This is a genomic window from Bradyrhizobium genosp. L (genome assembly GCF_015624485.1).
GTDB lineage: Bacteria > Pseudomonadota > Alphaproteobacteria > Rhizobiales > Xanthobacteraceae > Bradyrhizobium.
Map to the genome: position 1 here is coordinate 3,507,664 of NZ_CP061378.1, position 13,050 is coordinate 3,520,713.

Annotated in this window: 9 protein-coding genes; 3 read left to right on the plus strand and 6 right to left on the minus strand. The window is 66.0% G+C overall.

Annotated features, from left to right (window positions below):
* Window positions 1-80 precede the first annotated feature (80 nt).
* Window positions 81-1,364, plus strand: a complete 1,284-nt coding sequence (locus IC762_RS16455; protein ID WP_195789810.1) for a cystathionine gamma-synthase family protein — start codon at window positions 81-83, stop codon at window positions 1,362-1,364.
* Window positions 1,365-1,505: 141 nt separating this feature from the next.
* Window positions 1,506-2,705: an adenylate/guanylate cyclase domain-containing protein gene (locus IC762_RS16460; protein ID WP_195789811.1), complete on the plus strand. Its 1,200-nt coding sequence runs from the start codon at window positions 1,506-1,508 to the stop codon at window positions 2,703-2,705.
* A gap of 6 nt (window positions 2,706-2,711) precedes the next feature.
* On the opposite strand, the gene IC762_RS16465 is transcribed toward IC762_RS16460, so the two are convergent.
* The 5 genes from IC762_RS16465 to IC762_RS16485 all read right to left on the minus strand — a co-directional run bounded on the left by IC762_RS16465 (window position 2,712) and on the right by IC762_RS16485 (window position 11,384).
* Window positions 2,712-4,973 carry a fused MFS/spermidine synthase gene (locus tag IC762_RS16465; RefSeq protein WP_195789812.1) on the minus strand — a complete coding sequence of 754 codons (2,262 nt, stop codon included), beginning with the start codon at window positions 4,971-4,973 and terminating at the stop codon, window positions 2,712-2,714.
* Between the two features lie 162 nt (window positions 4,974-5,135).
* The gene (locus IC762_RS16470) at window positions 5,136-6,677 is read right to left on the minus strand and encodes a hypothetical protein (protein ID WP_246801589.1); all 1,542 of its coding nucleotides are present in this window, start codon (window positions 6,675-6,677) and stop codon (window positions 5,136-5,138) included.
* A gap of 354 nt (window positions 6,678-7,031) precedes the next feature.
* Entirely contained in the window at window positions 7,032-8,003 is a 972-nt protein-coding gene (locus tag IC762_RS16475) for an HlyD family secretion protein (RefSeq protein WP_246801591.1), read from the minus strand.
* A complete protein-coding gene (locus IC762_RS16480; protein WP_195789813.1) occupies window positions 7,990-10,320 on the minus strand; it encodes an ABC transporter permease in 2,331 nt (776 codons plus the stop codon). The genes IC762_RS16475 and IC762_RS16480 overlap by 14 nt, the downstream gene beginning before the upstream one ends.
* Window positions 10,317-11,384, minus strand: a complete 1,068-nt coding sequence (locus IC762_RS16485; RefSeq protein ID WP_195789814.1) for an HlyD family secretion protein — start codon at window positions 11,382-11,384, stop codon at window positions 10,317-10,319. Before IC762_RS16485 ends, IC762_RS16480 begins: the two co-directional genes overlap by 4 nt.
* Before the next feature lie 456 nt (window positions 11,385-11,840).
* Here IC762_RS16485 and gspG point away from each other — a divergent pair, with 456 nt between their 5' ends.
* Window positions 11,841-12,338 carry a type II secretion system major pseudopilin GspG gene (gspG, locus tag IC762_RS16490; protein ID WP_195789815.1) on the plus strand — a complete coding sequence of 166 codons (498 nt, stop codon included), beginning with the start codon at window positions 11,841-11,843 and terminating at the stop codon, window positions 12,336-12,338.
* 29 nt (window positions 12,339-12,367) lie between these two features.
* Here the strand turns inward: gspG and IC762_RS16495 are convergent, their stop codons facing one another.
* Window positions 12,368-13,048, minus strand: a complete 681-nt coding sequence (locus IC762_RS16495) for an ATP-dependent Clp protease proteolytic subunit (RefSeq protein ID WP_195789816.1) — start codon at window positions 13,046-13,048, stop codon at window positions 12,368-12,370.
* Between the last annotated feature and the right edge of the window lie 2 nt (window positions 13,049-13,050).

Here is a 13,050-nt window from a genome sequence, read left to right on the forward strand (position 1 = left end):
CACAAAGCTGGACTACACTTCGGGCGACGATTCCGGGAGATGTCGCTGCTGCGACAGTCCCGCAGAGAAGGAGACAGGCCGTGGCCAAACCGTTTCCGTCAAAGACCCACATCGGCAATCACACGCTGCATCCGGAAACCCTGATGCTGAACTACGGCTATGATCCACAGTTGTCGGAGGGCGCGGTCAAGCCGCCGGTGTTCCTGACCTCGACCTTCGTGTTCAGGACCGCCGAGGACGGCAAGGACTTCTTCGATTTCGTCGCCGGCCGGCGCGAGCCGCCGGAGGGCATGGGCGCGGGGCTGGTCTATTCGCGCTTCAATCATCCGAACAGCGAGATCGTCGAGGACCGCCTCGCGATCTATGAGCGCACCGAGAGCTGCGCGCTGTTTGCCTCCGGCATGGCGGCGATCTCGACCGCGGTGCTGGCCTTCGCGCGGCCCGGCGACGTGATCCTGCATTCGCAGCCGCTCTATGGCGGCACCGAAACGCTGTTCACCAAGACGCTGGCCGGGCTCTCGATCGGCGCGGTCGGCTTTGCCGACGGCCTCGACGAGGGCGTCGTCCGCGCCGCGGCGGAGGCGGCGATGAAGAAAGGGCGGGTGACGATGATCTTCATCGAGACGCCGGCCAATCCGACCAACGGCCTGGTCGATATCGCGCTGGTCAGGCGCGTGGCCGAGGCGATCGGCAAGGCGCAGGGGCATCGGCCGATCATCGCCTGCGACAATACGCTGCTCGGGCCGGTGTTTCAGCGCCCGATCGAGCATGGCGCCGACCTCTCGCTGTACTCGCTGACCAAATATGTCGGCGGTCATTCCGACCTGATCGCGGGCGCCGCGCTCGGCGCGAAGGCCCTGATGAAGGACGTCAAGGCGCTGCGTGGCGCGATCGGCACCCAGCTCGATCCGCATTCCTGCTGGATGATCAGCCGCTCGCTCGAGACGCTGAGCCTGCGGATGGAAAAGGCCGACCGCAACGCCAAGGTCGTGGCGGACTTCCTGCGCGACCATCCCAAGGTGGCCGAGGTGCATTATCTTGCCCACCACGACGCGGCGTCGCCTGCGGGGCGGGTGTTCGCGGCGCAATGCTCCGGCGCCGGCTCGACCTTCGCCTTCGACATCGTCGGCGGACGCGAGGCTGCGGAAAAATTCCTCAATGCCCTGCAGATCTTCAAGCTCGCGGTCAGCCTCGGCGGCACCGAGTCGCTCGCAAGCCTGCCGGCCACGATGACCCATTCCGGCGTGCCATCGGACATCCGCCAGCGGATCGGCGTGCTCGATTCCACGATCCGGCTGTCGATCGGGATCGAGCATCCGTCGGACCTCGTCGCCGACGTCGCGCAGGCGCTGAATGCGGTGTGAGTGCGTAGATGGGGGGCGTGCAGCCTACCCATCTGACCGGTTGCCGGATGCACGGAGAAAGTGCAAGCCCTCCATTGACGCCGGAACGCCGGGCTTACATATGGCTTACGGTCGATCCTGCGGACCGTTGAGGAGCCAGCCATGAACGCGCCACCCAGTATCGATCCGACCGCGGCGCGTTCCGGCGATGACGTCATGCACTGGCTGATCAACGAGACCCGCGAGCAGCGCTTCGTCGACAATATCTTCGCCGAGCTGTGTGTCCGGCTGCAGCGCGCCGGCATTCCGATCAAGCGGGCATCGCTGCATTTGCTGATTCACCATCCGCAATGGCTCGGCGCCCGGATCCTGTGGGTCAACGGCGCGCAGGAAGCCACGATTACCCGGGTCGACTATGATGTCCGGCAGCGCGCCGAATATATCGGCAGTCCGGTCGAGGAGATCCAGGGCGGAGTCGCCGAGATCCGCGAGAATCTCGAACGCGATCCTGCGCAGGGGCGCAAGCATGGCGTCTATGATGAGTTGCGCGCGAGCGGGCTGACCGACTACGTGGCGTGGCCGATGCACCATACGCTCGGCAAGCGGCACATGGTGGCGTTCTCGACCGACCGGCCCGGCGGTTTCGACGAGGCGCATATTGCGTATCTGTCGAACGTGCTGCCGATCCTGGCGCTGGTCAGCGAGATCCGCATGAAGAACCGGCTGGCGCGCACGCTGCTGGAGACCTATGTCGGCACGCATGCCGGCGAAATGATCCTGGCCGGCGCGACCAGGCGCGGCAGCGGCACGACGGTGCACGCCGCCATCCTGATCTGCGATCTCCGCGATTTCACCAAGATCTCCGACAACTGGCCGCGCGACGACGTCATCGAGCTGCTCAACGATTATTTCGACGCGGTGTCGGAGCCGGTGGCGAAGTATGGCGGGGAAATCCTCAAATTCATGGGCGACGGCCTGCTCGCGATCTTTCCGCTCGACGAGCCGAAGGCCTGCGCCAATCTGCTGCACGCGGTCACCGAAGCGCGTCGGGCGATGACGGCGTTGAACGAGAAGAACCGGAAGAACGGCAGCGCGCCGCTGCGCTACGGTATCGGCGTCCATGTCGGCGACGTCATGTACGGTAATATCGGCTCGCGCTCACGGCTCGACTTCACCGTGATCGGCCCGGCCGTCAACATGGCATCGCGGCTGGAGACCCTGACCAAGCAGCTGGGCAAGCCGGTGCTGCTGTCGCGCGCCTTTGCCGACATGGTCGCGGGTCAGTTCGAGCTCGAGCACGTCGGTGAACATGCCGTGCGCGGGTTCAGCGAGCCGATCGAGCTGTTCGCCTATCACGGGTAGGTGGGCTCACCAGCCGAACTTGGTTCGCAGCATTTCGCCGAGGATGTTGGAATAGTCGTCGGTCCAGACCGTGCGCGACGGATCCGGTTGCAGGCGGCGCCAGGTCTCCGCGATCGGTCCGGCGTCGGCATCGGTGCGGGCCAGCATCACGAGGCGCGCGCCGGACCGCAAGGTCGTCTTGAAATCGTCGCGGTCGTCCTTGGTGAAGAAGGCCGTCAGCTGCTCGGCGGCCGCGATATTGGCGAGCTCCGGCGCCAGGTCGAGATGGCGGTTGGAGATGTGGACCAGGATGACGCCGTGCGGCGTGAGCCGTGACAGATAGCCCGCGAAGGCTTCCCGGGTCAGCAGATGAACCGGGATGGCGTCGGAGGAGAACGCGTCCAGCACGATCAGGTCGTAGTGTTCGGGCGTTGCCGCAAGCGTGAGGCGCGCGTCGCCCGACACGATAGTGGCGTTGGGCGCGCAGCGCGACAGGAATTCGAAACGTTCAGGGTTTTGCGCGATGCGGATCACTTCGGGGTCGATCTCGTAAAAGCTCCAGCGCTCGCCGTCCTTGGCGTGACAGGCCAGCGAGCCGGTGCCGAGACCGACGACGGCGACGCGATCGAAGCCGCCGCGCGCGGCGCGGGCCGATGCGATGCCGTCGAAGAATGGCCCGCCCGGATAGTAATGAGTCAGAGGCTCCGGGGCTCCCGTGACCGGAGCGCCGTCCGCGTTGTGCAGGCGCTGCGCGCCATGAATGGTGTTGCCGTGATAGAGCAGTCGCGCCGTGCCGTCGGCCGTCTGCACCACCCGGTGCACGCCGAAGAAGCTGCGTGCCGTCTCGATCGGTGCCATGCCCGGCCGCCAATAGGCCGTCAGCACCAGGCTCGCCGCGACCAGGCCGAAGAAGCGCAGCGGCCGGTGCCGCTGCAGCATCATCGCGACCACGAGGCCGAGCGAGAGCGCAAGGAACGGCAGGTCGAGCGTGTCGGGCAATTGAATGCCGACCAGATGCCGGCCGACGACCAGCGCGGCGCATAGCGCGACCCACGCCGATATCTCGCGCAGCGATGCGCGCAAAGGTCCTGCGAACGCGCCCGGCAGGACCAGCACGGCGAGCGCGATCAGGATCGGATATTCGGTGCTGTCAGAGAAAAGATGAGGCGCGAGAAGCCCGGCGAAGATGCCGCCGACGAGGCCGCCGAACGACGTGCAGAGGAAGAAGTCGGTCAGGCGCGCAGCTTCGGGCCGGCGGGCATAGAGCTCGCCGTGGCACAGCAAGGCAAGGGCAAAGAACGCCGCGAGATTGAGCGCCATCGCGGCGGCCCAGAACACCTTGTCGCCGCCGATGCTGATGACGAGCGGCGCAACCAGGATCGGCGCGATCCGCGCCACCGTCGCATGGCTGATCCAGGGGGACTCGCTGAAGACCGCGACGAAGGTCAGGAGATAGAGCGCGAGCGGCACGACCCAGAGAAACGGCGCCGCCGCGATGTCGGTGGTCAGATAGGCGGTCACCGCGATGACGAGGCCGGATGGAACCGCCGCAAGCGCGATCCAGCGCAGCCGCTCGGGAACACTGGGGCTGGCGGTGTCGGAACTGCGAACCGCCGGCGCGGCCGCGGGCGTGGTGCGGCCGATTTGCAGCGCGAGCGCGGTCATCAGCAGGCAGAGCACGGCAAATCCGCAGGCCCACAGCCGTGCCTGCATGTCGAGCGTCAGGAACGGTTCGACGATCGTGGGGTAGGCAAGCAGCGCCGCAAACGAGCCGAGGTTGGATGCGGCGTAGAGCACGTAAGGATTGATCTTCGGGAATTGACTGGCCGCGAACCAGCTTTGCAGCAGCGGCGCACTTGCCGACAGGGTGAAGAAGGGCAGGCCGATCGAGACGGCGAACAGGCCGAACAGCCAGAGCGCGGTGCCGTCGGCGGGCGGCGTTCCCCAGCCGGGCGCGATCGCGATCGGCAGCGATACCGCAGTGATGCCGAGCAACGCGAGGTGGATCATCGAGGTCAAGCGCGGCGGCAACATCCGCGACAGCAGATGCGCGTAGGTGTAGCCGGCGAGCAGCACGGTCTGGAAGAACACCATCGCGACCGACCACACCGCAGGCGCGCCGCCGAGCTTCGGCAGCACCAGTTTGGCGAACATCGGCTGGATCGAGAACAGCAGCAGCGCCGACACGAACAGCGTCATCGCGTAGAGCGGCCGCGCCAGCCGCGCATGTGCGATCCGCAAGGCGGGCGGGCTCGGCAGGTCGATCGATCTATTTTCCAGGAGGGACATGACAGCGGCCAGCCGGTGCAATTTGAGCGCGCAAGGTAGAAAATCTCCCCCTAAGCAAAGCTTAATGTGAACGGCGCGGGCCGTCCTGGCGCGAAATTGCCGTGCCCATGCTTACGCTGCGCTTAAGCATCCGGTTAAACGTTCGCGGGCCCTTCGTCGCATTCAGCGATCGATCCGATAGAGCTTGGCGAAATCGCCGTCATAGAGCGGCGACAGCTTGGCGATGGTCTGAAATCCGGGCTGCGGATCGATCAGCAGCACGTAGTCGAAGTTCGCGCGCCACTGCACGAGATAGCGGGCGAACTTCAGGGTTTCCGCCGAGAACGGCTCGTTAGCCAGCTTGCTCCAATCGATCGGCTCGGTCAGCGGATGCGAGAGCCGGTCGAATGGCGGCAGGATGGTGATCGGCTGCTGCGCCGGGTTGGCGAACAAGAGCGGCCAGAACGCCTTTCGCTCGATCGGCAGCAGGGCCGGCAGGTGATTGGTGAGCCGATAAATCCCCGGCAGCACCCGACGCCCAGGCGGCGCGAAGGTCATCTCGCCGGTCGAACCGGTCGCGACCAGCACGCGCGCACCGGGCTCGACGCCGGCCATCGCCGCGCGCAGGTCGGCGAGGTCGCTGCGGGTGTCGATCCAGGTTGCGCCGACATAGCCGGCGCGGATCACAACCAACGCTGCAAGCGCGACGCCGAAGGTCACCGCCTCGCGCCGCGGAATCTGCGGCCGCAGGCCTGCGAACAGCATGAGTGCAATCATCACCGCCGCTCGCATGTCGATGTAGGAGCCGCCCTTCATCCGCAAGGGGGCCGCGATGTAGACGATGGCCAGCACGCCAAGGACGAGCAGCAGCCCGGGCGCGAGCGCGAGCTGACGGCGCATGGCGATCAGCGCGACCAGCACTGCGACGCCGGTCACGATCGTCAAGGGCGTGCTCATCAGGGCGAACGGGCTGAACAGCCGCATCAGCTTGACGACGACGCGCCATGCGCCAAGCGAGGTGTCGACGTCGCCGAATGGACTGAGCCGGTAGAGCACGAGCGCCGGGATCAGGGCGATCAGGAGCGGGACCGCCGCCTTCATCCCATCGCGCAGCGTCAGCGCGCCGGACGACCAGCGCTTCCACAGCGTCGCCGCTTCGTCGGCACCGATCAGCAGGAGCAGGAATGCGAGCCCGAAGATGTGGGTGAAGAAGGTCGCGACCGCGGCGATCGCACCGACCAGCGCCTTCCATCCCGGACGATCCCGCCTGCGCAACGCGATCCAGGCGGCGGCGCCGGCCAGCGCCAGGCCGAGCGCGAGCAGGAAATTCATGAAGCCCATGAAGAAGGCGGCGTTATAGGCGATCAGCCCCGAGGCCAGCGGCCAGTAGGAACGGCCGCCGAACACGACCCGATGATAGACCACGGCGCCGGCCACCGGCACCAACAGGCTCAAGGCCAACAGGATCCGGCCGCCAATGTGTGGATCGGTGACGCGCAGCAGGGCGGAACCGATGATGTCCATGCCGAGATTGGGCAGGATCGTCCAATGTGGCGCATACATCCGCGAGAGAACGGCATCGTCGGGATGCGCCAGGATGAAGAACCGCGCGAGATGGTTTGGATAGTCCGTGATCGGTGGAACTTCGATGACGAAGAGCGGAGCGACCAGGACGAACGCGAGCACCGTGGCCGCGGCCGGCCACAGCCATGCCGGCTGTTGCACTGATTGGATTTGGTGGGCAGCAGGCGTCTTTGTCAGGGGCGCGTGCATGGGGAGGCGAATTCCAACTTCCAAGTTCCTCGATAGCCTGCGGCGTATGCGGCTACCGGTCCTGATCTGCGGGCGCCAACAATTTAGCGCCAGCAATGTTGCTGACACCTTAAGTTGTGTCTGATGAGGCAATTGTCTGCGGCGATAGGACGCACGGAACTCGCGCGCGTGCAGCGGTTCCATTGACGTGCGATCCGATCGGGTTGAATCGCCGTCGCGCTTTAGCTTTTAATTCAGCATGTCTGCGTGCACATGCGGCCGCGTTCGTCGCGAAGGGAAAAATGCTTTGCACTTCTCCGGAACATGCTAGCGCGCGATCGAGACCGTCATGCCCGGTTCCAGGCCTGCCAATTGGCCCTGCGGATCGAGGCGCAAGCGGAGTGTGCTGCGGTCGTGATCGCCGATCACGCGCTCGGCCTGCCAGGTGGCGAAGATGCCGAGCGGCTGCAATTCGGTGATGACGGCCCGGATCGCATCGGCTGCGCCGGCGCGCGTGACGCTCGCTGTGCTTCCGATCGAGAGGCCGTTGAGATGGTCTTCGCGCACATTGAATGAGAGCCATTGCTGGCCTGCGGCCTCGACCATCAGGATCGGCTGGCCGGCACGCACGTTCTCGCCGACCTCCGCGGCGACGACGCTGACGACGCCGTCGGCCGGTGCGCGCAACACCATCTTGTCGAGCCGGCGCTCGAGCACCGCCACGGCGGCCGCGGCAGCACCGACCTGCGCATCGGCGATGGCGCGTTCCTCTTTGGTCGGACCTGCCGCCGCGGCATCGTAGTTTGCCTGGGCCGCGGTCACGTCAGCGCGGGCGCCGGCAACGTCGTTCACGGCCTGGTCGAGCGCCTGCTGGGTTTCAAAGTTCTGACGGGCCAGCGTGGTGGCCCTGGTGAGCTGCAGCTGGACATATTCGAGCCGCGCATTGGCCTTGGCGATCGCTGCCTGCAAGGCGTCGACCCGTTCACGGCGAACGCCGGCATAGACATTGTTGCGGTTCGCGACCGTTGCAGCCAGCGCAGCGCGCGCCTGGTCGGCCTGCGCGGTCAGTTCCACCGCGGAGAGCCTGGCCAGCACATCGCCGGCGTGCACCTGCGCGCCCTTGCCGACCTCGATCGAAACGAGCTGGCCGTTGACCTCCGGCTCGATCCTGACTTCGGTCGACCGCACGACACCGGAGAGCTGAACCTGCGCATCCGGGCGGCGCTCGACATAGACCACGACGCCCGCGATCAGCGCGAGCACGATCACAACCATGATGGCCCGGCTAGCTCTGCGCATGTTGCGATCCTCTCCTGACTGATATCGCCGAGATCACGGCGAGCACGAAATAGCCCAGCGCCAGACACCACAGCGCGAGCCAGTCATGCGAAACTTCCCAGATGCTGGCGCCCAATTGGTTGATGCGCACCAGGCCGTCGATCGCGGAGTCCGCCGGGAACAGCCGTCCGAACCCGACGGCAATGTCGGGGATCGCCTCGCGCGGCCAGGCGAAGCCGGCGGTGAAGAATTGCGGCAGGCTGGTCGCCAGCAACAGGATGGTGGCGTTCTCCGGTCGCGTGAACCAGGCCCCGACCGCCTGTCCCAAGAAGCTCGTCGCCAGCAGGAACACGGTTCCGAGCGCGAAGATCTGCGGCAGATGGCCGAGCGTCGAGAAGCCGTAGAAGCGCGGCAGCACGATCACGTAGAGCGCAAGCGCCGGCAGATAGATGGTCAGATGGGCAATGCCGCGGCCGAGCACGCCGGACAACGCGCCACGGCCGCGCGCCAGCGCCGTGCCGGTCAGCATCGCAGCACCGATCAGCAGCGTCTGCTGCAGGATCAGGATGAACGCCGCCGGCACCACATAGCTCGCATAGCCGCCGACCGGGTTGAAGATCGGCTGCAGCAGCACGTCGGCTGGGCTCGCGCTCGCCAGCTTGGCCTTGATCAGGCTGCCGTCGGTGCGTGCGCCGCGCGAAACCAGCTCCGACGTCAAGGTGCCGATCGCGCTCGCGACCCCGCTTGCGGTCGAGCGGAAGATGAAGAGGTAGGTGCCGTCGGCGTAGACCGGGATGTGCGCGGTGATGCCCTTGAGCACGTCACGCTCGGTATTCGCGGGGATATCGACGGCGGCAAAGGCCTCGCCGCGATCGATGGCGGTGCGCGCCTCGGCCAGCGTGCGGGCACGCACCGTCACGCTCAGCGCGCCGCTCGCGTCCAGCGTCTCGACGATCCGGCGGCTGAGTTCGCTCAGATCGTTGTCGACGACCGCGATGGGGAGCTTGCGCAGGATCTGGTTCAGATAGGGCTGCGGATAATAGACGCCGTAGACCAGCGGAGCCAGGATCAGCAGGCTGAAGGCGCTCTTCGCACCGAGCACGCGCCGCCACTCCGCCACGAACGCGCCGCCAATGCCCGGCTGCGTTTGGTCGATGACGGTTTCCTCAGCGGCGCGCGCGGTCGCAAACCAGCCGCTGCGCATCAGGCTCGCCATGCGCAGCAGAGCAAGGCCAGCAAACAGCAAAGCAAGGCCCGCCAGCGCGGCAAAGGGAGCAGCCGACTCCGAGACCGGCAATCCTCGTGCCGCTTGGCCGAGCAGGACGGCCATGTACCAGCGCAGCGGCAGGATCGAACCCCAGACCTGGGCAAAGGTGTTCATGCCGACGGTGGGGAAGCCGACGCCGGCATAGCCGAAGGCAGGAGAGGCGATCAGGCCGGCCAGTCCGAGCCCCGATGCGAGATCGCGGACCAGGAGTTGCAGCAACGCGCCCAGCGAGAGGTAGGCGACGATCAGCAGGCAGCCGGCCGCGATCATCAGCGGCACGTCGCCCCTGAAGGGCACTTGCAGCAGGCCCTCCAGCACCAGCGGTTCGGCCAGCATGATCAGCACGAACAGGCAGAACAGCGGCGCAAGCTTGCCGGCCAGCGCGGCAACCGGATCGCCGCCGGCGCTTTCCAGCCACTCCCGCGCATTGCGCCGACGGAATTCGGAACCGACCGAATAGCCCGCGGCCAGCGTGATCACGACATGGATGATGGTCGGCAGCAGCGCGCGCAGCAGGAACTGGGCGTAGTTCTTTTGCGGATTGACCAGCGCGATCGTCTCCGTGGTCAACGTCCCGATCGCGCTTGGTGCCGGTGCTGCGCGCTTGGCCGGTGCGGCCACGTTGGCCGCTGCGGTCAACGCATCGCTGAGGCCCGACGATGCAATGCCCGCCGCCGTCAGATATTGCTGGTTATAGAAGCCGACGACCTGCGGCCTGCGGCTGGCCTTGAGGTCGCGTTCGAAATCCGGCGGGATGTAGACCGCCGAGATCGATTTGCCGGACCGGATATCCTGCACGGCGGTCGTCAGCGTTCCGGTGCCGTCGACGATCTTCAGGCTCGGAGACGCCGCGACATATTGCGTCAGCGCGCGCGAGGCATCCGATTTGTCCTCGTCGACGACGGTGACGCCGAGCCCCCTGATCACCGGGTGGCTGAACACGGTCGTCAGCACCACGAACGCAAACAGCGGCACGCCGAAGATCAGCAGCAGCGCGACCCGATCGCGCAACAGCCAGCGGCATTCGCGCAGCGCGACCCGCCAGAATCCCGGCTGCGATCCCAGGTTCATTGTCGCGACCGCCAGTCGAGATAGGCGCTCATGCCCGGCCGCAGCTCCGGCACCGGCTGCACCGGGTAGGCGCGGATCGAGAACGTCCGCAAATCGAAATCGCCGGTGGCACGCGTGGCGCGCCAGCTGGCATATTCGCCCTTGGTCGCGATCAGTCTGACCTCGACCGTGACGCGGCGGTCGTCGAGCGCGGGAATCCGGACGTCGAACTTGTCGCCGACCTTCAGGCCCTTGACCAGGTCCTCGCGCAGATCGAAGTGCACCCAGAGATCGCCGAGATCGATCAGGGTCACCAGCGGCACGCCCGGCGAGACATATTCGCCCGGTTCGACATTGCGCTGGTAGACCTGCGCGGCGACGGGGGCATAGACCGCGAGCTGGTCGATGACCGATTGGACGCTCTGGATGTCCGCTTCGGCCTTCTCCACATTGGCCTTGGCGATGGCGCGTTCTTCCTTGGTGTAGCCGTTGACCGCCTGCTCATAGGCCGATTTGGCCTGGTCGAGCCCGCGCTCGCTCTCGTGCAGCGCATCGGTGGTCTGGTCGAGCCGCGCTTGCGGCGCATTGCCTTGCTCGGTCAATGTCTTGGTGCGGTCATAGGTCTTCTGCGCCAGCACCTGCGCGGCCTCCGCGCGCTGCATCTCCGCCTTGCGCGCGGCAATGGTCTCGACCCGCGTTCCGACCATGACATTGGCGAGCTGGGCAGTGGCAACCGCCGTTGCCGCTTTCATCTGGTCGAGCTTGGCGAGGGTCTCGGGATTGTCGATCTGCACCAGCACGGCGCCTGCGGCGACATTCTGACCGCGCTCGACCGGGATGTTCTTGACCCGGCCATCAACACGCGCGGCGATATCCAGCCGCGTCGCGTCGACTTCGCCCTGCACCAGCAGCGGCTGGGGCCGCAGCAGATAGAACACGGAAAGCGCGATGACGCCGGCGGCGATGGTGCCGACGATGATGGAGGGCGTGCGCGCCGCGGAATGCGCAGGCGGCTCTTTCGGCATCTCTCCGGCATTCGGCATCTCGGACACAGTTTGATCTTCCTTGCTCGGGGGCGCGTCCATGGCTCGCTCCGCTTGGTCCGTCGTTGGTGCATCACCGTGAGATGCCGACGACTATGCCTTGGCTGACGCGTGACCTGCAACTCGAATGCATCGTTTCCCCGTGCGCAAATCCGTTGCCGGTTCAACGGGCTGGCCGAACTGTCCTGAACGGCAACGCTTCTGACCGATTGAGCTAGCCGCGCGTCACCACGCTCGACGCAGTCGTTGGCTGTTGGACGGGCAGCACGGATCATCTCGAGGTGACCACGATGAAACGTCCGCCGTCGTGAGGCAGGTTCATTGAGGACCAACGGATGGTGACGCGGGCCTATCTTATACAGACCGCTGAGCAGCCGTGATTGCGCAGAAAAGAAATCAAAATAATCCAATTGTCGTCCGGGCGTTGAGGACTATTGTTCAGGCGCTGTTAGCGGCACCGCGCGTGCGGTGGCTTGGAACTCATTGGATGGAATAGTGATGTCAAAGCAAGGCTCCATCGCTCTTTCCAAGCGTGTCGTTCCGAACGGGACGCGGCACGGCGAGCAGGGCTTCACGCTCGTCGAAATGCTCGTCGTCATCGCCATCATCGGCCTGATCATGGGATTGGTCGGTCCGCGCGTGCTGAGCTACCTCAGCGAGTCGAAGGTCAAGGCCGCCCGGATCCAGATGCAGAGCTTCGCGAGCGCGCTCGACCTCTTCAGCCTCGATGCCGGCCGCTACCCGTCGAGCTCGGAAGGGCTTGCGGCGCTGGTGCAGCGGACCTCGGGCGTAAGCAGCTGGAATGGCCCTTACCTCAAGGGCGGCGTCGTTCCGAATGATCCGTGGAGCCATCCTTATATCTACCGGGCACCCGGCGAACACGGTCCCTACGATATCGTCTCCCTTGGTTCGGATGGCCAGGAGGGCGGCAGCGGGACTGCGCAGGACATCTCCCTCGACAAGCTGACCAGTAACGCCAGCGCCAGCAACGAATGATGGCGCGCGGCACGGCGCCGCGCTGTCCGCTATTTTCTTTGTGGGTGCAACGAGGGTTTGCCGGCGTCCGCCGGCGATCGTTGATCGGTCTGCGGCGGCGTCGCCGTGTTCGAGTCCGATTGGGCGTCGAGCCCGGCAAGCCAGCGATCGTCGGGTGCTGCCGGCGGGGCGCGGCGTCCCGGTCGATCGGTCATGATCGCGCCCATGGCGCGCAAATCGTCAGGCGTAAGCCACGCGATGTCGTGGGCGTGCGTCGTCACCATCTGTGCGATGATGCGCGGTGGAACGCCGAACCTGCTGACGATGCGGGCCATGGCGATGGTCGCCTCGCTGGTCTGCGCGGTTTCGTGGCCGAATTTGTCGGACACGCCGTGAACCCCGATCGCGGCGTCGAAGCTTGCGAACTTCTCGTTTCCCGCCGCGAACACGATGAAGCAGGCCGAGGCGCAACGCGATCCGGCCGCGACGATGGTCGGCAGCTTGGCCCGGTGGATCAGATTGGCAAGCTGCACCGCCTCGGCAAGGCTGCCGCCCGGTGAATCGAGGCGCACGGCGGAGATCAGGCGGTCGTGGTCGTTGGCCGCCTTGATCAGCGCCTCGGCCGCCTCGGCGTCGCCTTCGGCGACGTCGCCGCTGAGCGCGATGATGGTGACGTCGCCCTTGAGCGTCACGCTCTTCAAATCGGCCGCGGTCGCGGTCGTGCTGACCATGG

What these genes read in the sequence shown, in the direction of transcription:
- IC762_RS16460 (WP_195789811.1), top strand. Translation starts at nt 1,506, where the DNA reads ATGAACGCGCCACCCAGTATCGATCCGACCGCGGCGCGTTCCGGCGAT.
- IC762_RS16465 (WP_195789812.1), bottom strand. Translation starts at nt 4,973, where the DNA reads ATGTCCCTCCTGGAAAATAGATCGATCGACCTGCCGAGCCCGCCCGCC.
- IC762_RS16475 (WP_246801591.1), bottom strand. Translation starts at nt 8,003, where the DNA reads ATGCGCAGAGCTAGCCGGGCCATCATGGTTGTGATCGTGCTCGCGCTG.
- IC762_RS16480 (WP_195789813.1), bottom strand. Translation starts at nt 10,320, where the DNA reads ATGAACCTGGGATCGCAGCCGGGATTCTGGCGGGTCGCGCTGCGCGAA.
- IC762_RS16485 (WP_195789814.1), bottom strand. Translation starts at nt 11,384, where the DNA reads ATGGACGCGCCCCCGAGCAAGGAAGATCAAACTGTGTCCGAGATGCCG.
- gspG (WP_195789815.1), top strand. Translation starts at nt 11,841, where the DNA reads ATGTCAAAGCAAGGCTCCATCGCTCTTTCCAAGCGTGTCGTTCCGAAC.
- IC762_RS16495 (WP_195789816.1), bottom strand. Translation starts at nt 13,048, where the DNA reads ATGGTCAGCACGACCGCGACCGCGGCCGATTTGAAGAGCGTGACGCTC.